This is a genomic window from Fusibacter fontis, from assembly GCF_055378735.1.
The window spans coordinates 2378886-2403152 of record NZ_AP042445.1 but is presented as its reverse complement, the minus strand read 5'-3'; the positions used below and the strand labels follow the sequence as shown (position 1 = coordinate 2403152).

The following is a 24267-nucleotide window of genomic DNA, read 5'->3' as shown; positions in this document are numbered from 1 at the left end:
AAAAACAATATATCATAATAATAAGATATACTAAATAAAATACAAAAATTTGTCATGACAGTTTAGAATAGATCTCAATGATCTTTTGTAAAAACATATAGAACGTTGAGAGTGATAATAATTATATGTAAGTGATGAAAAAAAGAATTGAAAAAAGCAGTTGGCTAAAGGATATGAGATTGACGATATGAGTCAGTAGTAAATAGGTAAAAGTATTGAAATGCAGAATGGGTTTTGTAGTGGCAATATCATGTAGTATACGTACATATTGACTGAATCGAACGATTTTAACTCAGTTTAAACTTATTGAATGGATTTTTTTGTCTGTTCAATTTTGGATGAATGGTTTATAAATAACCAAACGAGATGCTAAAGAGGCGCTGAAGAAGATGTTAAAGAAGATGCTAAAGGAGTTGCTAAAGGAGATGCAGAAGAAGATACTGAAGAAGATGATAAAATTAAATACTAAAAAATATCAATGAATAATGTAAATAATAAGTCGGTATTCTTATAACGCTTTAAATAAAGTTGGTTAAATATGTTGTGTAGAAAATTAAAGAGCCATGTTATGAATGTGCATGTCAAATGAGATCTAATAATCACGTTTTTGGTGTAATTATTAGTGTGAAATCGCTATTTAACTTTTAAATAAAAATGATTTGAAGTATAATAAAGATAGTCATTTCAATGGAGGAAGTATGGGAAAAGCAATCGCTATTTTTAATCAAAAGGGTGGTGTTGGTAAGACGACAACTGCTGTAAATTTTTCAGCTGCTTTAGCTGATGCAGGTAAAAGAGTTTTGTTGATTGATAACGACCCACAAGGAAACTTGACAAGTGGTGTTGGAATTAATAAAGAAGAGTTGAACTCATCTATATACAATGTATTGTTAAATGAAGTTAGTATTGAAGAATGTATCTTACACACTGCTTTTGATCATTTAGATATTGTACCAGGAAGTGTTGAATTGGCTGGCGCGGAAATTGAACTGATTGAGTTTGAAAATAGAGAGTATTTGTTAAAAAATCAGATTGCAAGAATTAAAGATCAGTATGATTATATTTTAGTGGATTGTCCTCCTTCTTTAGGTATGTTGACTATTAATGCGTTAGTTGCTGTGGATAGTGTTATTATTCCTATTCAATGTGAGTATTACGCATTAGAAGGCGTGAGTCATTTGGTGAATACCTTTAATTTAGTTAAAAAGAGTATTAATTCAAAATTAGAAATTCAAGGTGTTTTGCTGAGTATGTTTGATGGAAGGACCAATTTGTCAATTCAAGTTGTTGAAGAGGTGAAACGTCATTTTAAAGGTTTAGTGTATCAAACGATAATCCCTAGAAATATTCGTTTGGCTGAAGCGCCAAGTTTTGGATTGCCTGTAATTCATTATGATCGAAAGTCTAAAGGTGCTGAAGCATATATAGAATTGGTTGATGAATTTTTAAGTTTGGAGGAGTAAGATGAGTGTTAAAAAATCCGGTTTAGGTAAAGGACTTGGGGCTTTAATTCCTAACGAATCTATGGAAGCTTTTGAAAATAAAATCAATGAACATGGCGAACTCATACATGATATAGATATCAATCTTATTATGCCAAACAAGAATCAGCCAAGAAAAATATTTGATCCTGAACGTATCCAAGCTTTAGCCACATCAATAGAAGAACATGGTTTGCTACAGCCAATTGTTTTAAAAAAAGCTGGTGGGTTATATGAAATAATCGCTGGAGAGCGAAGATGGAGAGCTTGTAAACACATCGGATTAAAGAAAATCCCAGCTATAATTAAAAATGTCGATGCTGTTACAATTGCTCAACTGGCTTTAATTGAAAATTTGCAGCGTGAAGATTTAAATCCAATCGAAGAAGCAATGGCTTATAATCGTTTAATTGACGAGTTTGAACTTACACAAGAAAAAATGAGTAAAATTGCTGGTAAATCAAGAGTATATATAACAAATACAATTCGATTGCTGAAGCTGGATGAATATATTCAAGATGCAATTTCAAACAAAGTCATTACAAGTGGGCATGGAAGGGCTTTGTTGAGTCTTGAAAGTGATAAAATACGAAAGAAAGCGTTTGATAAAGTTGTTTCTGAGCAGTTAAGTGTTCGTGCTACTGAAGAATTGGTAAAAAATAGCGATAAGTTGTTTAAAGATAAAGAGCTTCGTTCAAATAAAACGATAGATAAAAATATTGATGTATTAAATTTTGAGTCACAAATATCTACTGTCTTAGGAACTAAAGTACAAATTAAAGAAAAAGAAGGCAAGGGTAAAATTAGTATTGATTTTTATTCGATGGAAGATTTAAACAGATTAATCGACTATTTTGAAAAAATTAAGTAACCAAATAGTAACTAGATGTTTCACGTGAAACGTCTAGTTTTTTTATTAGTTAACAAAATACAACTATCTGTGTTGAAGGTGATTAATTAGTTGAAATATGAAGGTGAGGAATACGACCTCAATAAGTAATATAATAGGAAGATTTAATTCTTAGAAAACGGATCAACTAGTCTTATTCACAGGTACTTTATTAATCAATACATAAATGACTGTTCAATTAGAAAATGATTCCTTTGACTGATAACAATAATAATAAAAAATTGAATGATATGGAAGACTTTAATTACTTTTTGTTTTGAATGAACGATCTAATAGTAAATTCATAAAATCTATATAGCAAATCAAATAAATTGTGTGGCTTTGAAATATATTAGTATTCAAGATTAGATGGAGCTAGTCACATAGGTACAAAATGTTTCACGTGAAACATTTTTTATTCTGTATCATTGATTAAATATGAATTACATCAACAAAATAAAGTCTATCTCAGGTATTATGATTCGATCAATAAATTAAACTGTTGAACATGATTTGTATGATAAATCAATTAAGTAATCGTTCATAAAATCAAATACAATACTTTATGAATTGAAATGTTTTTAAATCTATGTGTTCGAAATAATTATGATAGCATTTTCATAACATTCATGTGAATAAAAGTGAGCAATCGAAACAAAACTTAGTTTAATAGATCTAGAGTGTATCTATGTTTGTTCAAAAGCTACTAAACAAATATTAATTACTTCATCCCTGCATACTATAAAGACGACTTATAAAGTAAACTGTATATAATGACTATATAAAGAATCATATAAAGAACCATATAAAGAACCAAATAGGAGAACAATGGAGGAAAGTCATTAAGAAATAGAAAAATAGTTATAGAAGACAAATATGAATGATTGTTTTCTATGATAGGTTGAGTTAGAAGGATTGAATTATTTATTACATGTTTTATAGGTGATTCAGTGATGAATGAGTAAACTGTTTTAAGTATGAAAATTACAGATTAGATTGAGGATAATACTCTTAGGGATGGCATGCATATTAGGTTGTATGTGTAAAATTACATTCATTTTATAAAAAGAGGGTTGTAAAATTTATACTTGAATAAATCGATTAGTTAAGAGTTATAATTATTGAATTAATATTAAATAGGAAAAAAGTAAGAAATGAGCCATTGAAAACTATGTGTGTGTAATTAAAGTACTTAGACTAGTTATATCAAGTATAACCATCCCAAAATTTAATCAAAATGTTTCACGTGAAACATTATTTTTATTGTTACTATCAAAATCTAGTGTGAGTATGGTAAAATAAGAATATGAAAACAAGTACTTTCTAGTTATTTAATAAATCAAAACTCTATTTATTTTATTGTGAATGGAAAAGTAGATAATTCATGAAATCAATGAATCAAAAAAAGAATACTCAAAATAATTAGAACGATTAAATCCGAAAGAATTTAAGTGGTAAGGGAGCTTTTTATGCTAAATACTAAACGTAGAATTTTGTTTATAATAAATCCAGTAGCAGGAAAAGGTAAAACAATTGAAGTTTTACCTTTGATAAAACAAAAGTTTGATGTGCATTTTGATAAAATCGAGTATTTAATTCATGTCTCAAAATGTGAAGGTGATATATCTAGAGCTGTTAATCAATACTATAATGAGGGATGGAATGAGTTTGTTGCAATTGGAGGCGATGGATCTTTATCTGAACTGATAAATGGCTTTAAGTTTCCTGTTGAAAGAATGCCGTCAATTGGAATAATACCGATGGGTACGGGTAATGATTTTGTTAAGAACTTGCCAGAAAAAAAGTATCTAGATTTAATTTTCGATGCAATCATTCATCAGTCAACTTCTATTATTGATGTTGGAATAGTGAACAATTTCAATTTTATCAATGTTTGCTCGTTTGGTATAGATGGTCCAATTATTGTTGATACGAATCGTTATAAAAAATGGTTACCTGGAAAATCGTCTTATATGGTAAGTACGATGAAAGCAGGAATAACTTTTAAAGCTAGTCAGGTTTCCGTTGTTGCCGATGGTAAATACTACGAAGGTGACATGCTTTTGATTGCAGTGGGGAATGGTAAATATTTTGGAGGCGGGATGAATATTTGCCCTGATGCGTTATTGAATGATGGTCTATTTGATGTGTGTTTGGTGAACGGTGTTAAAAAAACAAAATTCATTAAAGAAATGCCAAAAGTATATTCTGGTAAATTAAGCGATCTAAAAGAAGTTATCTATTTAAAATGCAAGGAAATTAGTATTCATGTAACAGGCAGCCAATATTATATTAACGCAGATGGCAATCTACTTGGTCAGACACCTGCTCATTTAAAAATTGTAGAAAATGCTGTAAAAATATATACAAATGACTATTGATTTCCAATTTTTGTAAATTATATAAGGTCTAAATTAAAAGTTATATTAATTTTTGGAGTACGGATTTAAGACGTATTAAAATTTGTTACAGCTCAATTTTAAAGGAAAATAGGTGTTGGAATGGATAATGAGTTAGTAAAAGACGCAAAAGTACAATTTATTGAAACCGGTCGTATAAATCAGAAAATAGTTTCTAAAGAAATCTCAATGTCATGGTACAAATGCAAACTACAAAACCTTTACCCAAATAGTCAAATTAAAAGTTGTGGCAGTTCATCAGATCATTACTTTGAAGATCAATTTGTAAAATTCATAGATTCAATTATAAAGGACTCCTATCAATATATACTTGTTAATAATGAACTCGTGAAATGTTCATCACGATTATGGGATTCAAACCTCGAAAAAATCGACTCTCTTGATGATGCACTTATTGGTACAAATGCAGGTTATATTTCATTTAAGTCTAAACAGACGTCAATTGTTTCATTGAGTGAACATTACTTAGACGCGCTATCTCAATATTATTCGATAGGATTTCAAATAAAAGAGGATGATCAAAATAAAGGTATATTGACCTTATTTACACAAATTAAACCAAACGAGTATGAAATTGCAAAAATTGTGGAATTTTTACACAATTATGAGTATCAGAAGAATAAAGCTGTAGGGAAAGCAACAGCAGTAGAAACAAAGCATCAACTAGGTGACTTTTTGTCAGCGCCTGATGATTATGTGGAAGAAATTAGTAGACAAATTGAAAAGATGATAGCAAACCCTCTTCCGAAACTGGTCATTGGTGGAGTAGGCTCTGGTAAGACATCAATATGCACGTATATGTCGCTGCAGTTAGGTATGAATCCAGTAATTGTAGATCTAGTGAGTTTGCCTAACTTCATTCAAAAACAAACGCTAAAAAGTTGTTTGTTTCAAAATGAAACAGTCATTATTGAAGGGGTATATCGTGCAAACTTAGATACAATTATGCTGTTAACTGTTTACAGCGATTCAATTCTATCAAACTTTCAAAACTCAAAGTATAGTGATTTCAAGTGTAAAAACATAATACTGTCAACACTTACAGATGAATGTATCTTAGATTTTACTTCGGAGAGCGTCAACAAATTGTATACACAATTATTAGATAAATTCAAACTGAACTCGCTCAAGCTAAAAAACTATCATGATTTTACCAATGAGGATCTAAATATACTTGAGTTGATTATAAAAAAGCGAGCATGTATCGTTAGTGAAACAGAAAAAAAACAATTATTGAATTTAGCGAAAGGTATGAGTTTTCATCAAGTGGTGAGTTTGATCAATAGCTTAGCTATTTATGATCAATCATCTGACAAATTCAGATTAAACGCACATAAATTGACACCTAAAATTAAATTTGAATCATTAGAAGCGCATGAAAAGGACTATATTCTAACAGTTTACAATCAATTAGACTGTAATGTACAACTTACGGCTGAAGCGTTAGAAATTGGAAGATCCACATTATATAGGAAACTTGAAAAATATCATGATAAGCCTGTATCAAAATGAAACTTCACTAGGTAGGCTGAAGAAAATGAGTAAAATCTCATTCTAATACACCTAATTAGATTCTAAAAATGATACAAATCGCTGACGTTAGTCCTCTGACTTAAGTAAAATGATTGTACCAAATAGAGAAAAAATTCCTGAAGTATAGACAAAAATTTGCTAACTAATCATTTAAATAGAATGAATGGTTGAAAAATGTGAGATTAGCAACAACAAATAGTGTTTTTCATAAAAACCAAGATTGTTTGTTATCAATAAATCAAACGACTAACTGTAAGTGTTTACAGAACATTATCAGTGCTGTCGTTTTTTTGTTAAGTATACAGTATATAACTTAAAACGCTATTAATACTAGCTTATTCAGTATAAAAATGCATTATATTTCTGATATCGATTCATTAAAATAGTATTTGAAATCTACAGGATTATTATGTAAAATTAATATAACGCTGTAAGGCATTATATAACACGTGTGGTTTGATTTACTGTAAATTAACAGTTAACTTATAGGAGGAGGTTCGATGTATAAAGTAAGCGAAGTTGCAGAAATCTTAGGCGTTGAAAAAACAGAAGTTTTTGAAAAACTCATTTCGCACAAATCATTAATAGATCCGAATCTCTTTAAAATAGATGGAGTTACTTATTTTGATGATAGAGGATTGGAGATTTTAAAAACTCTTTTTTCAAAGCAATCAGATATAAGCTCAGTAAATAGTCATGAGAAAACGGATATGAAATTAAGCAAATCAATTTCCAAGTTTGATCGCGAGCGAGATGTCTTATATGATCAAGTCGAAATACTAAGAAACGAGTTAGTAAATCTAGATTCTGAACTTGAGTTAAAAGATGATATTGTACGAAAGTATCAGATTAAAATGATGGAAGAGATGGATTTAATTAATAAGTTACAGAGTGCTCTAATGAAAAAAATAGATAATTAGGTGGAATGATCTATGTATAGGGTAATTGAAGTTGCTAGGATGCTTGGAGTTAGTAAAGTAACGATTTATAAAAAGGTTAATAAGAACAAGAAGGCTCTGAAAAATCATATTCACACACGGAGTAACATTACATATATTGATGATGCTGGCGTGGAAATTATAAAAGAAACTATTGAAGTTATGGCAAATAATGGCTATGGTAGCGGAAATGAAATCGACGAGATTAAGAAAGAGTATATTGATGATTTAAATGAACTTATTGAATTGTTAAATTCTCAAATTCATGTAAAGAAAAAGCAAATTCAGAATAAAGATGAGATCATTGAAAACTTCAAAACACTCTCTAAGAGTAATAGGGGTAAAATACAATATCTAGAAAGTCAAATAAACTCATAATATTAGGATCCATCCTTTAAAGATGAATCTTAGTTATAAACTTAATTAAATGAATTGAAAGAGATAATCATAAAGCAAGTCTAATACCTAGGAGGTTACTGTGGTACCTAAGAAATCAATCTTTGAAAGAATGGGTTTAATTGAACCCAAAAACGATCAAGACATTACTGAGTATGAATCAAATTCTGAACTAGAGTATGATGCGATTCCTGAACCTGAACATATTCCAGATTTATCAGATTTAATGAATCATGATGTAAAACATCCAGAATCAGAAAATAATGAAATGAAAGTAACAGTTGATTCATTGGAGCATTCAACTTATGAAGAGCCAAAACAAGCAATTAGTGCTGAGACTGTCAAATTTGAAACGGTGAATCCAGAAAAGTTTAGCGAACAAAAAATGGATCAAAATATTAGTGACAAATTAGACTTAATTATTGGTGCATATGAAAAAAATAAAATGATGACAATTGACGAAATTTATAGAAATGCCCATTTGGACAATGATGTTAAAAAGACTATTTTTATGGCAGATGTCTATTTAAAAGCAGTTCCTGAAAATTTACCGATTGATATTAAGCGTGAAACAGTTCTCAATATCATGAATATATCAAATATTAGCTTAGATGAGCTTTTGAATGATGCTTATAGAAGAATTGATTCATTGAATACAGTTTTAGAAGAGACTGTTGCAACAACGCAAGATGTTTTTAATCGAAATGATGCAACAATTCGAGAATTAGAAAAAAGAATTGAAGATCTAAAGGAAATTAATAAAAATAGAAAGAAATTCCAAGAAGATCAAAATACTATGATTGAGTATGAAATTCAAAAAATTATCAATTTAGTAGAATTTGTAAAGCCAAAGAAGTAATGTATGGTAGAGTATAGACTGACAAAAAAAGGCAAGATTGTTTTAAGCATTTTTTCATTTGTTTTGTTAGTTGGAATCGCGATGTCCGCTTACTACATCGTTCAGCATCTGACAAAGTCAGATGAGAGCCCTGTAAATTCAAATGGTGTAGAAACAATTGATGCCATGAATAAGGAAGAAACCTCAGATGTGACCACTACTACTGAAAATTCATCTGATGCTACAGATATTGAAACTTCAGAAGAAACAAATGGTGAATCCAATAATCAATCCAATAGTGCTTCAACAAATGATTCTGGTAATCGTGGAACGATTTATACAAAGGAACAATTAGCAGAGTTAAAACAGTTTAAATTGATTGTTCATTATGATAAGGATTCAAAATTCGTCACACTCTCAAAAGAGGACAGTGACACACTGCTCTTATTACTCAATCGTTATCCTGATGAAGAGATGGCTGTTGTAGGTTTTGCAAATGGTTATCCTGATTTTGATCAAACGGAACAAAGGCAACAGCTAAGTCTAGAGATGGCCAACAGCGTGAGTCAATCGATTGTCAATCTCGGATTCCAAAGTAAGATGATAAAAATCTACGCACTAGGTGCTAATAATCCATTAACGATTGATGAGGGGAAACAGAACCTTAATAATCGCGTTGAGATTTATTTCTTAAATCACTATCTTGGTATGAAGCATACTAAGTAACTATTAGCACTCGTAGCTCAGTGGATAGAGCGATCGCCTCCTAAGCGATAGGTCGGAAGTTCAAGTCTTCTCGGGTGCGCCATGAGTATGTAATCCCTGTGTTTTAAAAGACTCAGGGATTTTTTGTAATCTATTTACAATGACATAGAAATCTTAGGAGTTGAAATCTCATGATTGAAACAAGTATAAATGAATATATGATGAAGGAAGCAATTAAAGAAGGTAAAAAAGCACTTCTATTTGGGGAAGTACCAATAGGAGCTGTAGTTGTGAAGAATGGAAAAATTATTGGAAGAGGTCATAATAGTCGAGAGGTTTCAGAAAGTCCGCTTGCCCATGCAGAAATGAACGCAATGATGGATGCTGCAAGGAATCTAGGGAGTTGGAGATTGACAGAATGTGATATCTATGTTACAATTGAGCCCTGTCCTATGTGTACTGGAGCGTTATTTCAGTCAAGAATACGGACTATATATTATGGTGCAGGTGATCCCAAAGCCGGTGCATGTGGATCGGTATTTAATTTATTTGATTTTGAGCAGCTGAATCATACATGTGTGGTTGTTCAAGGTATTTTAGAAGATGAATGTCGTTTGATGATGCAAGATTTTTTTCGAAGTAAACGTAAGAAATAAATGTATTGACGGCATGTACAGAATTGAATTAAAATGTATGTTATTGGAGAGATGTCCGAGCTGGCTAAGGGGCACGCCTGGAAAGCGTGTAAGGCTGTCATGGCCCCGCGGGTTCGAGTCCCGCTCTCTCCGCCAAAGATATGCCGTGCTAGACGGGGAGGTAGCGGTTCCTTGTAACCCGCAATCCGCTGTAGCGGGGTTGATGCTTAAGCTAAGGACACTTATTGTAGAGTCTGCGCTTGTTAAGTAATGTTGAGAATTGGGTCTTGCGCAATAGATACTTGTGAACCCCGTCAGGTCTGGAAGGAAGCAGCGGTAAGCGAGAACATCTATGTGCCGCGAGGTCGCCTGGTTTGAGTTAACTGGCAAGTTAACGTCCATAGTAATTGCTCGAAGTTAAGTGCACGGCGTAACAAAAAAATCATCAGGCATCGATGTATGCAGGATGATTTTTTTATTTTTATGAGTTGCTTTTCATTTTGGTCATTATCTAATATAATTTATTTATGATGCAATTAAAGGGGATTACATGAAGCGAGATGATGTTAAACAAAAAAATAATCGATATTTTGAATATCATATAGCATTTAGAATTTTATGTATATTGTTGGTAAATACGATTATTTTGTCAATTTTATTTATATTGCCAATTGGAAAATATCAAATAAGAAGCATTCAATCCGTGGATCGTCTATTTTCAGTCATTGCGATTGCAATATTCATTGCTTTTATTGGTGTGTATTCAATTATAAAAATTTATCAAAATGATAAAAAACGCATGTTTTATCTACTTGGTAATACTTTTACAAGAATACAATATAAAGAGTTTATTGAATTAAACCACGAATATATTGATAAGACAAACATATTAAGTCGTGATAAAGAAGCTTTTGAAGAAGATAGTAAGCAGTATACTCAATTACTTGATCAAAGCGCGAGCATTTCAGAAGAACTCAACCAGCTGGATTCCTATATAACTTTAATAAAAGAAACATCCAGTGAATTAACTAATTTTTATGATTTGTTATCTAATCAATTGTCTGCATTTGTATGGGTAACTGATTACGAAGGTAAAATATTAGTTATGAATCAATTTCTAATGGATGAAGTCAAGCGATTTGACAAGAAAAAAAACCAAACAGAAACCGTTCAAATATTTGATATTTTAAGCATACAAGAGTCACAATTTGAGTTGTTTCGAACACGTGATTTTAACCATGTCATGATGCATTTTCAAGATGGAAAAGCACTTTCAGGAAAGAGTAAACGAATTTTCGAAGATGAAAAAATAAAATATATTGTATTCTCTTCTGAAATCTCAAATGAAGAAAAAATGTTATTGAATAATTACTTAAAAAGAAGTCGAGATTTACATTTTATTAGTGAAATCAGTAAATTAACTACAAGTCAATTAAGTATGGAAAGTACGTTACGTGATATAGCAGATAAAATAGCATTTATTGGTAATTTTGATACATGTTCAATAAGACTTGCAATTAAGAATAATATTCTCGAATTAAAAGCACTCGGAGGATATACGAAAGATTTTGTGTTGAATACGCAGGTGGAAGTCAATGAGAATTTCAATGAATCACACATGAGTTATTCATTTAGAGAGAATAAAATTCTTTTACTGAATTCACTATCTGATTTATTATTCGAAGATGAAATCGTTCGAAAAATTCTTCAAAAAGACCGAAAAGTTGCATATATTCCTTTATCAAATTACAATCGAACAATCGGAATCTTAGCATTAATTAGTGAAACTGAATTTGATTCTGAAAAACTGATCTTATTGGAATCCATTTCAATAAACGTCACCATTGCACTTGAAAAATTGATGCTCTATGAACAGCTTAAATCAAACTATTTTCAAACAGTTGAGGCCTTTATTACGGCTTCGGAACTCAAAACGGATAAATTTAATGGACACTCGAGAAGAGTCGCAGAAATTTGTCGCATTATTGGAGAAAAACTTTATTTAACCCAACAAGAGATAGACGAATTATATATCGCTGGTTTACTTCATGATATCGGAAAACTAGCATTCTCTGAAGATTCTACCGAATACGCTCTTGATGTAGATCAGCATGGCTTATTGGGAAGACAGATGGTAGAACGAGTAGGATTGACCCAGGGAATTTTAGATGGGATTGAACATCATCATTTGGATTACAATCTTCAAAATGATCAAAGTTCAACTATGACGGAGCAACCTTATTATGCGCAAATTATTCGAGTGGCAAATGATTTTGATTTATATATGAGCTCTATGGAAGAGCATACTGCAATAGATCGTTTTGTAACAGAAATGCATCAATCCATTGGAATCAAGTACTCGCCTCAGTTTGTGCGAATAATTGATAATTTACTTTCTGAAAAAAATCTTGCTCTGACAAATTTATATTCACAAGAGGTTATCAATGAATAAAAGCTATCAAAATCGAATTCAAAAGTTGATATTTCTATTTGTTTTTATGCCATTTACAGTGTTTTCAGTTTTGTGTGTATTTTACTTAACTAAAGCACAACCAATTAGCATAAAAATAACTATAATTCTTTTAGTAGTATTAGTGAATATATCGCTCTATATTTTATCTATTTATAAATTACCAGGGATTTTTTTGCTTGAATTTCAAAGGCTGAGTCAGTCAAATGCTTTTGATTTCAAACATTCTGGTGAATGCAAGAAAATAGAAGAGTTGATCTTAGAAAGATTGGAACTATCAAAGTCTAAAAATCAACTACACGAGCACATACAAACTACATCTGAAACAGTTGATGCATTATTAGCAGAGTTAGATCAGTTAAAGATGTCGATTCATGAATTGACTCAAAATAATCAAGCTCAAGAAGGCATTAATCGTACGATAATCAGTTCATCCAATCAATTTGTACTTCAAATAGACGAAGATGGCAATATCCAAAAGGTAAATGATGTATTCACGTCTCGATTAGGTTATAGTGAACCTGAAGTGTTAGGAACGAATATTTTAGCGCTTATTGAGCAAAAAGAAGATCAAAGTCAAACCTGGAAACAAATAGTCAATGATGCTATTCATAATCCAGTTTATGTGTCTATTAAGCTTAAATCATCTATGTCCATTTCAAGTGAATTTGTGAATTTGACTGCATCAAAGCTCGAAAATGGAACTTACCTTTGTATTGGTAAAGCCATTAATGACGAGATTTCGTTGCAAAGTAATATTCTGAGAAAAAATAGGGAATTAGAGTATGTCAATCAAATTAACTCATCGCTGATCAGTAACTGGGATATTAAGGATTTGTTAGACAACATCATTAAGAGAATTGATTATCTTTTCAATATTTATGTTGGTGGTATCTATATTTTAAACTCAAATAAACAATGGGAATTAAAAGCGTATTCTTCTGATACCTTAAATAAAACAATGATTACAAACATCAATATTGAAAATTATATTTCACGTGAATTAATTGAAAATCCCGAAATCAAGACTGTAAAAATCAATTACTTAGATATGAATTACTTGACGTTACTTCCTCTTGAAGTGGATCAAGAAATTATGGCAATCATGGCAATTGGAACGGTTAAGCAAATGAGTCCAAATGATATGATGATTCTTAAAATGTTTAAAAATCAAGCTGCAATGGTCATTCAGCGATCTATCATCTATGAACAACTAAGAAAACAGTATTTTGGAACGATTGAAGCACTTGTCAACGTTATTGAAGCTAAAGATAAATACACAGAAGGGCATTCACGTCGCGTTTCGCGATTTGCGGTGGTTATCGCAACTAAACTTGGTTATTCAAATGAAGAGATCGAAAATGTTGAAATTGCAGGTCTTTTGCATGATATTGGAAAAATTGGAATCGATCAAGCTATATTGTGTAAACAAGGTGAATTAACGGATTATGAATACGATGAAATCAAAAAACACCCAACAAAGGGGATTCAGATTCTTCAATCCATCAATTTCGAAGAAAATATAAAAGATGCCATTTTATATCACCATTTGCGATATGATTTAAAAGGTTACCCAATGGCAGAAAAACAATTAGAGAGTTTGCCCGCATATGCCAGTATTATTGGGATAGCGGATGCATTTGATGCCATTACATCTGCGCGATCGTATTCAAAAGCTCGTACGAAAGAAGAAGGTTTATTAGAACTCGTTAAATATAAAGGATCACAATTTGCCCCTGAACTTGTGGATGTATTTGAAAGTTTAATTACGGAAGAACCTGAGAAGATACAAGAAATTATTGAAGATACGGCTTTAAGTGATTGACAACAAAAGTTAGAGTAAGCGCATTAATGGATACATGAAATGAATATCATGTCATTTAGACAAAGTTCGAATTACAAGCTAAAGGAGTAAATTATGTCATATCAAGCACTTTATCGGCAATGGAGACCCATTGAATTTGATGAAATTATAGGTCAAGATCATATCACAATTCCATTGAAGAACCAGATTATGTCAAATAGTTATGGGCATGCATATATTTTTTCAGGGACAAGAGGAACAGGAAAAACATCCACAGCAAAAATCTTCGCAAGAGCTGTAAACTGTTTAAACAATACGGATGGAAACCCATGTAATCAATGTGAGAACTGTTTGAGTATATTGGAAGATCAATTCATCGATGTTGTTGAAATGGATGCTGCTTCAAATAATAGCGTAGATGATATTCGTGAGTTGAGAGAGCATATTAAGTTTACACCGTCAAAAGGTCGCTATAAAGTTTATATCATCGACGAAGTCCACATGCTTTCTCAAGGCGCATTTAATGCGCTATTAAAGACATTAGAAGAACCACCAGAATATGTTCTATTCATTTTAGCAACGACAGAACTTCATAAAATACCTGCCACGATTCTATCCAGATGTCAGCGTTATGATTTTAAACGCGTCTCATTTAGCGAAATTCTAACGCGTCTTGAGCATATTTGTAAAAAAATGAACGTTCAATATGATGTAGAGGCTTTAAAACTTATCATTCAAAAGAGTGATGGCGCAGTGAGAGATACCTTAAGCGGTTTAGATCAATGTTTGAGTATTGGTGGCAATTCGCTAAAAATTTCGGATGTTGTTGAAATATTTGGCATTGTAGAGAAAGATCAGATTTTAAATCTCATTCAGTTTCTTGAAAGCAATCAAGCGGGTGAAGTTTTAATTATAATAGACAGTATTTTAAAGCAAGGAAAAGACATACAACAATTTATCAATGCAATGATAGAAGTGTATAGAGATCTCTTAATTATGACGATGGTCATAGAAAATCACACTTCTTTAATAGACGCCTCTGATGAGTATATTGAAAGTGTAAAGGACATTTCTGTAAACTTAACACCTGTTCATCTGTCGCGATCGCTAGATGAATTGATTGAATTATCTAAGTCGATTAAATATGCTCAGAATAAGCGTGCACTTTTAGAAGCATCATTGATGCGTTTAATTTATCCAGAAACACAACAGAGTTATCAAAACTTAATTGAACGAGTAGAGCGTCTTGAAAAGAAATTATCACAAGCAGGTGTGAGCATGCCAATGCCTGCAAATACTGCACCTTTACATGAATATAAACGAGAAAGCGACGCGCAACATACAACAACTTCAAAGATGGATTCAACTATAAATGATCAGCCAGCAGTTGAATCATCAAAGAAAGAAGAGATTGATCGTTTTATTGAGTTTAAAGAAGGTGAATGCACGATAGAAGAAGTATCCGAGCAATGGCCAATGTTTATGGAGGTCATATCCAGAGACAAAAAAGGGTTGATTCCAACATTACACGGATCCACACCTGTTAAAATGATGCATAACAAATGTCATATCGGATTGTTGCCAGAAAGTAAAATGTTTATGTCTCTGCTCAATAATGCATCAAATTCTGAATATCTAAATCATTTAATTTCAAAATTAGTTAAGAAACCAATTTCCTTGGAATATGATATAATAGATGGGTCGGAAAATAGTACCCATTCTGAAAACAGTGCCAATGAAAAAAAAGGACACTCAAGCACCGATAAAGAAGCACAAATTAAAGACTTTTTTAAAGACTTTAATAATGTGCTCGAAATAAAATAATAAATTTACTGGAGGCAAATATGGCAAAAGGTAGAGGACCAATGATACCTGGAAATATGAATAACATGATGAAACAAATCCAAAAAATTCAAAAAGAAATGACAGATGCACAAGAAAAATTAGAAGTTGAAAATTTTGAAGCAACTGCTGGTGGTGGTGCCATTAAAGCAACTGTAAATGGTAAAAAAGAGCTAGTTGCAATTGAATTAAAACCTGAAATTGTAGATCCCGATGATATAGAAATGTTGCAAGATCTCATTATCGTTGCTGTGAATGAGGCTTTAAAAGTAGCGGATGAAACCATGAATAAAACGATGGGGAAATATACAAGTGGTTTAAATATGCCTGGTTTGTTTTAGGAGCTATTATGTCTAGATATATACCTGCTATCGGCCGATTAATTGATGAGTTTGCAAAATTGCCCGGAGTTGGCAAAAAAAGTGCGCAAAGATTGGCTTTTCATGTTGTCAACATGGAACAAGATCAGGTAGTGAACTTTGCAGAAGCAATTTTAGACATCAAGAGAAAAGTACGATATTGTGAAAAATGTTTTAATTTAACAGATCAAACGCTCTGTGATATTTGTTGTGACCATAAACGTGATCAAGAGATCATGTGTGTAGTCGAATCACCTCGTGATTTGATGGCAATTGAGAACACAAAAGAGTTTAATGGTTTGTATCACGTCCTGCATGGTGCAATTTCACCAATGGAAGGGATTGGTCCAAATGACATTAAGCTTAAAGAACTTATTGTTCGGTTACAGTCAGACGAAACAAAGGAAATTATCATTGCGACGAATCCATCTATTGAAGGTGAAGCAACAGCTATGTATATCTCTAAATTGCTCAAAGGAACAGATATCAAAGTGACGCGTCTTGCTCATGGAATACCTGTTGGTGGTGATTTAGAATATGCGGATGAAGTAACACTTGCGAAAGCTATTGAGGGTAGGCGTCAATTGTAATTCAATAATTGTATTCAATAATTGTATTCAATAAATCATAAGATAAAATAAATATTTTCACTAAATTGAATCGTTAAAAAGTAGGTCTCATACAAAAGACCTACTTTTTTTATTTGTACAGTTTACAAAATATGGAAATTATGGTATATTAATTCCATATTTTGGAAATGAGGGTTGATATGAATTTAGTATGTTATTTTACAGAGGCTCAAAAAGAGTTGTTTACTACGCTAAAGAGATTAATAAAAGGCTCTGAATTTCAATGGATTGATTGCCAGCTTCTACCAATACCTGAAAACGAACGGTTTATTTGGATTGTGCTTTCGCAACCAGATCAAAAGACGCTCGAAAAGATAAATCAACATCATAGCGATCCGCTCATTTGTCATATTGGCGTTAGAGATCATGTGTTTGTCTCAAAAAATATAATGAAAATTTCATGCGAGATGGACTTAAATGAGAAGTTGCAGGCCATTTTAATGGATCATCAAGAGCAACTTAAGCGACATTACCTCCAACAACTGCGCATGGAATCAGAAGATCTTCAGTTTATCGAAAATTACTCAGCTATTCCAATGATTAAAAATAAGGACGCTTCTAAAATCAAACATAAAAAGAAAAGATGGATGGAAAATGCGACATTTATAACGGTAATTGATAGTCCACGATGTGCGAAGCACCTGGCACAACATCTGTCAAAAAAAGCAACTGGAAAAGTATTGCTAATTGATGGAAACTTATTAAAACCAAGCATGGATACCCTTTTTGATATGACACACATCACAACGCCCATCAAAAGTCACTTAACGGGTATCGATAATACCGGACTCAATTTATCTTTAGATGTGTTAGATAAAGGATTAACATTTGACCCACAGATGGATCGATATGTAAAGAAAGTGACGCCTCACTTACATCTACTGTTAGGAAATTACAATATGTATAACTATGAACATTATGATGAACACAAAATAAAACAGCTTCTTGATCAACTCAAAACTTTTTATCAAGTCATAGTTTTAAATGTCGGTTCATCTTTATACGATGTGATGACAATGATTGGGCTACATATGAGCAATATCAATGTATTTGTTACAGAAGCTCAATTGCATGAAGTTAGGTATCAATACAACGCGATAAAACTATTGAACGCGAAACAGGGAATTCCTGAGAGTAAGAATGTTGTGTTAGCTAAGTTGCCGGATACTCGTTTCCTTAAGAGTGGTTATAATCCTCTGCAAAGCGTGTACAAATCTTTATTTAGATCACAATATATTGGAAGTATTTCTGAGTCCTGTAAAATGAGAGATGCTTTTGTCAAAAAAATCGTTGAAAGGACAAAGATATGGGATTGATTCAGAGCATTAGTAAACCTTTTGACTGGCAAAATGTGCAAGAAAATAGAGCACACACAACTGTGGTAAATCAACTATTAGATGAAGTCGTCACTGAATTTTCAACACTGATTTCAGATATTGAAGCAGGAAAAGTATCAAATTCTGTGTTGAAAAAGGAAATTGAAAAAAAAATTATGAGTCAAAAGGGGATTTTTAATCCAGATGCAATAAAAGAGCTTCTGTTTGACACCATTTATGGATATGGACTTTTGCAAAAATTAGTCGATGATGATTCTGTTTCAGATATTGATATCCCTCAGTTTGATTATGTCCTGTGTAAACGGAATGGATGCATTGAGAAATCACCTTTGAAATTTGAAAATGAAATAGATTTTGAACGTTTCTGTAAATTGCTCATCATTCGACATGGTGGACTCATCAATGAAGTGGACAATCACTGCCGTGTAAGCGATAGAGAGCGGCATTTACGAATAAATGTCTGTATTCCACCGCGAAATGTCAATGGTGCATCTTTAAACATTCGAAAGCATTCATCGAGTTTATGCACTTTAGAGATCTTGATGGAGAAAAAAATGTTCAATCACGAGGCACTAAGCTTGCTTAAAGAAATCAATCACAAGCGAAGGAATTATTTAATTTGTGGAAAAGGAGCAGCAGGTAAGACTACTTTGCTGCGCGCGTTGTTGAATGATGGGGATGAAATGGAAAGAGTGTTGATATGTGAATCAGATTCAGAACTTTATCCACAGAATAAAAATGTCATTGTGCAATACATCAAAAAAAATGAATTTGGTGGAAAAACATTAACTTTGACGGATTTAATACGTGAAGGATTGACCATGAGTTTAGACGCGTATTGCATTGGTGAAATTGTTGGGAGTGAAGCATGGGATTTTATCAAGGCAGGCTACACGGACCATCGAATTATGGGAACAATTCATGCAAGTTCTGCAATTGACGCTCTGGATCGTTTGTTAATGCTGATTGAAAATGAAACGCGAATTGATCAAAGCAAGTTGATGCAGATGATGGTAAAAAGTGTCGAATACATTATTTATCTGAATCAATTTGAGGTACATGAAATTATTCAGCTAAAGCATTTTTCAGATTCGTCCAATAAAGTGGACTATGAATGTCTATTTAAAATTGCAGGTGATGATCGATGATGTTTATTATAATAGGACTTAATTTAATCGGAGTCATATGGGGCGTATTTGGCATCCTTCATTTAAATAAGAATGCCATCAAAATGAGCATGAGTGAAGAAATATATTCGTTTAAAACTAAAAGAACCTTCATGGATTATATCCAAAAACGGTATCTGAATTTTACTTTTTTAGATGAAAAAATCACCTTAACTGACCTCGGATTATTCTATAGTCTTTGGTTGATGATTATGACTTTGGTGACAATGATGGTTTGTAAACAGTGGTTCATCCGTGGAAGTGCCCTCTTTATAGGAATTTTACTACCAATATTTGCGATGGAAAAATACATCAAGTGGGTGGATTTATCTATTGATAAAGGGATCTTTAACTTTTTAACACAAGTAAATTCAAGACTTGTAAAATCAGAAGACATCATGATCGCCATAAGAGATTCACAAAATGCCATTGAAAATCGATATATTAATCAATTAATAAAAAAATTCAATCAAGCAGTCAAAATGGGCGTATCGCCTGCTAGAGCATTCAAAACATTGCAGGACAGCACCAAGAATGAGTATATAAAATATATTTTTTTAAATATTGAAATTGTCTACAAGCGTAGAGGTAATGTAGCAGAATTAATGCGCGCCATCGAAAATGAATATACTTCCATACAAGTTGAAATTAACAAGCGCAAAGTTGAACTTGAACACGATCGAAATCTGATGTTATTTAGTTTGTTACTCGTGGTATTTACAACAGTTAAAATCGTTAAGGATCATGATTATATAATGGGGTTTTTTATTCGACACATCGGTTTTACAGTAGTCCTTACATTGTTTTTTTGTATAGGAATGACAATTATTATAACGGCAAATCCCAAACACTATTAAGTAAAGGAGGACGCAGTGTGGTATTACTTTTAGTGAATAGTTTGGCAGGATGTCTAATTGCAAGTATCCTTTTGGAAAATATGAAGGTTAAACAGGTTAAACTAGCAGACACGAGCAAGCTCAAAAAGCCCCATAACTTTCAATATCCACAAACAAGTTTGGCTAAAAACTTTTATAGAATGTACAAATATATGTACGTTCAGACATGTTCTGGAACACGTGCAGAGGATATTTTAAAAAACCTGCATCAGATTGTCGTGGATAAACATCTAAAAAAAATACTCATTCAAATGTCAGTGATTATTTCTCACAACAATGACACAAAATTAGGCATTGCCTATTTGAAAACACATTTTTCACATGAAGAAGGGATGATTCTTATTGGGATTTTAGAAGGATCCCTGGTTAGTGGACTTTCAAAAGAATCTTTTCTTCGATTAGATCATATGCTGTTTCAAAAGTATTTAGCACAAATGCGCAAGGATACCAAAAAAATACGTAAAAAGTACTTCGCTGCAGTGGTTTGTTTTGTTATATCGGCTTCAGGTGTTATTTTTTTACCTCTTATAGATCAAATGTTTCAGTCCGCCCAAATAATTTTTAGATAAGGAGAAAGAGATGCTATTAGAAACGGTTTTAAAGGTTAAAACAGCGCTTAAAAGAGGCTGTGAAAAGTTTTTACACGATGAAAAAGGTGAGTTTGGCATGAGTGCGATTATTGGAATTGCCATTGGTTTGATTGTAGCTGCGTTTATCTTAATTCCTGGAATCCGTGCTTTTGCGACGGGGATTATCACAGACATGCAAACTTGGTGGAGTAACTCCATTAGTGGCCAAATATTTCCGAGATAATATTTATGAGTATTGAAAATACCATTATATTGGGAATATCTTTGATATTGGTTTGCCTATTATTTGTGTCTTTATTTGAGTATATATTGCCAATGTACTCAAAATTGCAATTTTCAAGTGTATGTCGAACGTACTATTTACTAGCTGAGGAGCAGAATGGATTGGCACGAGAAGATGTGGATCGTTTAAAACAAAAACTGATTGAACTAGGCATTGATCAAATCAAAGTAACGTGTTCAGACAAGCTCAGTGTAAAAAAGGGATCTTTGAATATCCTCAGCGTAACTGGCGTATACCGATACTCAAGCATTAAAAATTTGACCCGTCGACAACAATCAGAGGTGATTTTTAAGTTTGAAGAAGAGTTTTTGTCTAGAAAAATCAGTATGTAGGAGCATCCGTGATAAATAAAACAAAGGTCAAAGGACTATCCGAAATTGGATTAACGATTGTCATTTTCTTTATGTTGGTGGGGGTAATATTTCCCATGACATTATGTATGCAAGAACTTGCCTTTTTTAAAATGATACAAGAAGACATCATTGTCACCATTGAAAAGGCAAGTTATGATGCCCTGTTAAACCTGCGCTTTGATGCATTGACAAAAGGCGTGATTGATAATAATTCACTCCTCATCACACAAGTGAAAGAGAGCATCACACAAGCATTTCCAAAGAAACACCGGCTTACTCTATTAGAAGTTGAGTATGGTGAAAAGGATGGCCATAAAGGCTGTCATATTGTCTGTGAGTATGATTACATGCCTCAATTTATTTTCCAAGGGATATTTGTAAAAGAGATGAAAGCGGATGTGTGGTACGAATTTCCAATTGATAATTAAGAGGTGATCCATGAAAAAAATAAGTGTGATTATAGCGTTAGTAATAGCCAGTTTATTGTTGACTGGATTAGAATTAAATCGATTAAATCAAGCTAAACAGATGAACTTAGCTTCAGTTTTAGTCACGAGTTGTGATTTGACAGCGGGCAAAAAAATAGAAAGTGAAGATTTAAAAGTCATTGAAATTCCCGTTGAAAGCATCAGCGAAACTGCATACAGTGCAAAAGAAGATTTATTGGGAAAAACAGTGACGTATAATTTGTCCTCAAATACACAGATTATTGAAGAAATGATTACAGAAAATGCATACTTAGTACCAAATGAAGGAAACAGCATGACAACACTTAAACTCAATCCAGAAGAAGCGATGTGTTGGACGATGAGTAAAGGAGAGCGTGTATTGGTGAAATATATAGACCTCGAAGGACACTTGTCGGAGCTTGGAGAAGTTATGGTAAAAGGTCGGTATGATCAAAGTCTTTCAGAGAATAACTATCAGACCAGTGTACCAGTCTATTTGCTTGTTGAAGGTCGATTTGAAATCATTGATGCCATTGTCTCAAAACTGAATATGGGGCGGCTTGAAATTGTGAAAAAAACTGAAAATTAGGACATCTTTGTGTTGTTCGATGTTATTTCTTTGATATAATGGTCATATGATACTGGAGGGATATTGTATGGACTATAGCCATCTTTCAAGAGAATCGTTGATACATGAAATCGAACAGCTCAATAAAGAAAACGAGCGCATTCGCTTAGAGCAAATTGGTGCACAAATCGGAGCACAGGATTTTATTAATGATATCCAATCGCCGGTATTTATCGTAAATGGAGATTATAGCATTCAATGGGCGAATAAAAAGTGTTCTGATTCTTATCAAAATATTTTGAACAAAAAGTGTTATCAAGTTTTTATGGGATTTGAAGATGTCTGTCCTGGATGTTCTATGCAAGAATGCAGTCAAAATGGTCGTCAAAAACATTTAATTGTAAAAAATGAACGTGAGCACTCTACGAGACATGTCGTCGTACACAAAATTCCACTTTATCGAGACGATCAATACATTGGCCTCATGGAAATACACTATGAGGATGTTCTCTATACCAGTCAACACTTTGAAACACTGGATCAGATTCATCAGTTGAAGTTAGAACTCGAGCGAATGAACAGTCGAAATGAGTACCTTAAGGATTTTACAATTGGATTTGCAAAATCGATGAAAATCCCACTTCGATCCTATATGGGCTTTTTTAATCTTTATGAAGACTGTCAAAATGACCTTCTTAAAAGCGATTATCTTCAAATCCTTAAGAGCAATTCAGATAACTTATATGAGTCGCTTAATCGGTTTTTAATGTTTTCAGAGCGTGAACATGTTGAAATTGGTGGTATGAAGGAAGCATTTTCCATTAGGAAAATCATTGAAGAAACAGTGAATCAAGTGGTATTGCCTTCTCAAATTGCACAAGAGGATCATTATGAACTAGATTACTCAGAAACCATTCCAGATGTATTAGTTGGGGATGCGCTCATTTTAAAGAATGTCATTGCCTATTTATTAGAATTTATACAATTCATTTCTGATACAGAGAAGGTATTAATCAGGGTTTCCGACGTCTCTCAATCACATTCAAAAATAATTTTGAAAATGGTCATGTCAGTGAACTATCAGTTTGAGAAAAATCAAAAGTTGTTGCCTTATTTTGACTTAGATCACAATGTTGATTTTGATACGGTTGAGGACTATTCACAAGCGTTAGGTCTAATGTTAGCCGATAAAATGAGCAAAAAATTAAATGGGACATTGGAAATCAGTACAGGTATTGAGGGAAAATTATTCATCGAACTTATTAGCACTTATAGAAAAGTTATTCCTAAAGAATATCACACGACAAAGACAACGGAAACACTCACAAAACAAAAGAAAGTCATTTTGATTGCAGACTATGAAAAACCAAACTTATCATTAGAGCTATTTCGACTGTACGATATTTTCTTTGCCCATACAGGGGAAGAAGCGATTCAAAAGTACTTTACGATCAATCCAGATCTAATGATATTGAATGTGATGATTGAAGCGTGTGACGGATTTAAGGTGTATGATGAAATCGAAAGAAGACGGAAAGAAATCAAGCCCATTATTGCGATTTCCAATAAATTGGTAGACAATGAACGAGAATTTTTTAGAGACTATGGTTTTAGTGATTATTATCCGAAACCGTTAGATGATGCAAAGCTGAAAAAAATTTGTGACAATTATTTTTAGGCAGGATT

23 protein-coding genes, 2 tRNA genes and 1 other RNA gene are annotated in these 24267 nt (G+C 32.6%); all 26 read left to right on the top strand.

Features of this window, described 5'->3' with window-relative positions; genetic code table 11:
* Positions 1-698 precede the first annotated feature (698 nt).
* The 26 genes from ACZ41W_RS10725 to ACZ41W_RS10600 all read left to right on the top strand — a co-directional run bounded on the left by ACZ41W_RS10725 (position 699) and on the right by ACZ41W_RS10600 (position 24259).
* On the top strand, positions 699-1463 hold the full coding sequence (locus ACZ41W_RS10725; protein ID WP_464311979.1) for a ParA family protein: 765 nt from the start codon (positions 699-701) through the stop codon (positions 1461-1463).
* A gap of 1 nt (position 1464) precedes the next feature.
* The gene (locus ACZ41W_RS10720; protein ID WP_464311978.1) at positions 1465-2352 is read left to right on the top strand and encodes a ParB/RepB/Spo0J family partition protein; all 888 of its coding nucleotides are present in this window, start codon (positions 1465-1467) and stop codon (positions 2350-2352) included.
* 1487 nt (positions 2353-3839) lie between these two features.
* Positions 3840-4751 (top strand): diacylglycerol/lipid kinase family protein, encoded by a 912-nt coding sequence (locus tag ACZ41W_RS10715; protein WP_464311977.1) that lies wholly within the window; start codon positions 3840-3842, stop codon positions 4749-4751.
* Positions 4752-4871: 120 nt separating this feature from the next.
* Entirely contained in the window at positions 4872-6302 is a 1431-nt protein-coding gene (locus ACZ41W_RS10710; RefSeq protein WP_464311976.1) for a helix-turn-helix domain-containing protein, read from the top strand.
* Positions 6303-6823: 521 nt separating this feature from the next.
* Positions 6824-7243, top strand: coding sequence for a hypothetical protein (locus ACZ41W_RS10705; RefSeq protein ID WP_464311975.1), 420 nt, complete (start codon positions 6824-6826; stop codon positions 7241-7243).
* Positions 7244-7255: 12 nt separating this feature from the next.
* Positions 7256-7639 carry a helix-turn-helix transcriptional regulator gene (locus ACZ41W_RS10700; RefSeq protein ID WP_464311974.1) on the top strand — a complete coding sequence of 128 codons (384 nt, stop codon included), beginning with the start codon at positions 7256-7258 and terminating at the stop codon, positions 7637-7639.
* A gap of 100 nt (positions 7640-7739) precedes the next feature.
* Complete coding sequence (locus tag ACZ41W_RS10695; protein ID WP_464311973.1) at positions 7740-8516, top strand: hypothetical protein; 777 nt, start codon at positions 7740-7742, stop codon at positions 8514-8516.
* 3 nt (positions 8517-8519) lie between these two features.
* The gene (locus ACZ41W_RS10690; protein WP_464311972.1) at positions 8520-9221 is read left to right on the top strand and encodes an OmpA family protein; all 702 of its coding nucleotides are present in this window, start codon (positions 8520-8522) and stop codon (positions 9219-9221) included.
* Between the two features lie 6 nt (positions 9222-9227).
* A tRNA-Arg gene (locus ACZ41W_RS10685) sits at positions 9228-9303 on the top strand.
* A gap of 88 nt (positions 9304-9391) precedes the next feature.
* Positions 9392-9856 carry a nucleoside deaminase gene (locus ACZ41W_RS10680; RefSeq protein ID WP_464311971.1) on the top strand — a complete coding sequence of 155 codons (465 nt, stop codon included), beginning with the start codon at positions 9392-9394 and terminating at the stop codon, positions 9854-9856.
* A 45-nt stretch (positions 9857-9901) separates the two neighbouring features.
* Positions 9902-9991: transfer RNA gene (locus ACZ41W_RS10675), tRNA-Ser, on the top strand.
* An 8-nt stretch (positions 9992-9999) separates the two neighbouring features.
* Positions 10000-10264, top strand: an RNA gene (ffs, locus tag ACZ41W_RS10670) — signal recognition particle sRNA large type.
* Between the two features lie 121 nt (positions 10265-10385).
* Positions 10386-12287: an HD-GYP domain-containing protein gene (locus ACZ41W_RS10665; protein ID WP_464311970.1), complete on the top strand. Its 1902-nt coding sequence runs from the start codon at positions 10386-10388 to the stop codon at positions 12285-12287.
* Positions 12280-14130: an HD domain-containing phosphohydrolase gene (locus ACZ41W_RS10660; protein ID WP_464311969.1), complete on the top strand. Its 1851-nt coding sequence runs from the start codon at positions 12280-12282 to the stop codon at positions 14128-14130. The genes ACZ41W_RS10665 and ACZ41W_RS10660 overlap by 8 nt, the downstream gene beginning before the upstream one ends.
* Positions 14131-14223: 93 nt before the next feature.
* Complete coding sequence (gene dnaX / locus ACZ41W_RS10655) at positions 14224-15933, top strand: DNA polymerase III subunit gamma/tau (protein ID WP_464311968.1); 1710 nt, start codon at positions 14224-14226, stop codon at positions 15931-15933.
* A 20-nt stretch (positions 15934-15953) separates the two neighbouring features.
* Positions 15954-16292, top strand: coding sequence for a YbaB/EbfC family nucleoid-associated protein (locus ACZ41W_RS10650; protein ID WP_464311967.1), 339 nt, complete (start codon positions 15954-15956; stop codon positions 16290-16292).
* 8 nt (positions 16293-16300) lie between these two features.
* Entirely contained in the window at positions 16301-16900 is a 600-nt protein-coding gene (gene recR / locus ACZ41W_RS10645) for a recombination mediator RecR (protein WP_464311966.1), read from the top strand.
* A gap of 179 nt (positions 16901-17079) precedes the next feature.
* A complete protein-coding gene (locus tag ACZ41W_RS10640; protein ID WP_464311965.1) occupies positions 17080-18255 on the top strand; it encodes a hypothetical protein in 1176 nt (391 codons plus the stop codon).
* Entirely contained in the window at positions 18246-19424 is a 1179-nt protein-coding gene (locus tag ACZ41W_RS10635; protein WP_464311964.1) for an ATPase, T2SS/T4P/T4SS family, read from the top strand. The genes ACZ41W_RS10640 and ACZ41W_RS10635 overlap by 10 nt, the downstream gene beginning before the upstream one ends.
* Positions 19421-20299 (top strand): hypothetical protein, encoded by an 879-nt coding sequence (locus ACZ41W_RS10630; RefSeq protein WP_464311963.1) that lies wholly within the window; start codon positions 19421-19423, stop codon positions 20297-20299. The genes ACZ41W_RS10635 and ACZ41W_RS10630 overlap by 4 nt, the downstream gene beginning before the upstream one ends.
* A gap of 17 nt (positions 20300-20316) precedes the next feature.
* Complete coding sequence (locus ACZ41W_RS10625) at positions 20317-20907, top strand: hypothetical protein (RefSeq protein ID WP_464311962.1); 591 nt, start codon at positions 20317-20319, stop codon at positions 20905-20907.
* A 10-nt stretch (positions 20908-20917) separates the two neighbouring features.
* On the top strand, positions 20918-21151 hold the full coding sequence (locus tag ACZ41W_RS10620; RefSeq protein ID WP_464311961.1) for a hypothetical protein: 234 nt from the start codon (positions 20918-20920) through the stop codon (positions 21149-21151).
* A 5-nt stretch (positions 21152-21156) separates the two neighbouring features.
* Complete coding sequence (locus tag ACZ41W_RS10615) at positions 21157-21543, top strand: hypothetical protein (protein WP_464311960.1); 387 nt, start codon at positions 21157-21159, stop codon at positions 21541-21543.
* An 8-nt stretch (positions 21544-21551) separates the two neighbouring features.
* Positions 21552-21992, top strand: coding sequence for a hypothetical protein (locus tag ACZ41W_RS10610; protein WP_464311959.1), 441 nt, complete (start codon positions 21552-21554; stop codon positions 21990-21992).
* 10 nt (positions 21993-22002) lie between these two features.
* Complete coding sequence (locus ACZ41W_RS10605; RefSeq protein WP_464311958.1) at positions 22003-22602, top strand: SAF domain-containing protein; 600 nt, start codon at positions 22003-22005, stop codon at positions 22600-22602.
* A 67-nt stretch (positions 22603-22669) separates the two neighbouring features.
* The gene (locus tag ACZ41W_RS10600; protein WP_464311957.1) at positions 22670-24259 is read left to right on the top strand and encodes a response regulator; all 1590 of its coding nucleotides are present in this window, start codon (positions 22670-22672) and stop codon (positions 24257-24259) included.
* The last annotated feature ends 8 nt before the right edge of the window (positions 24260-24267 follow it).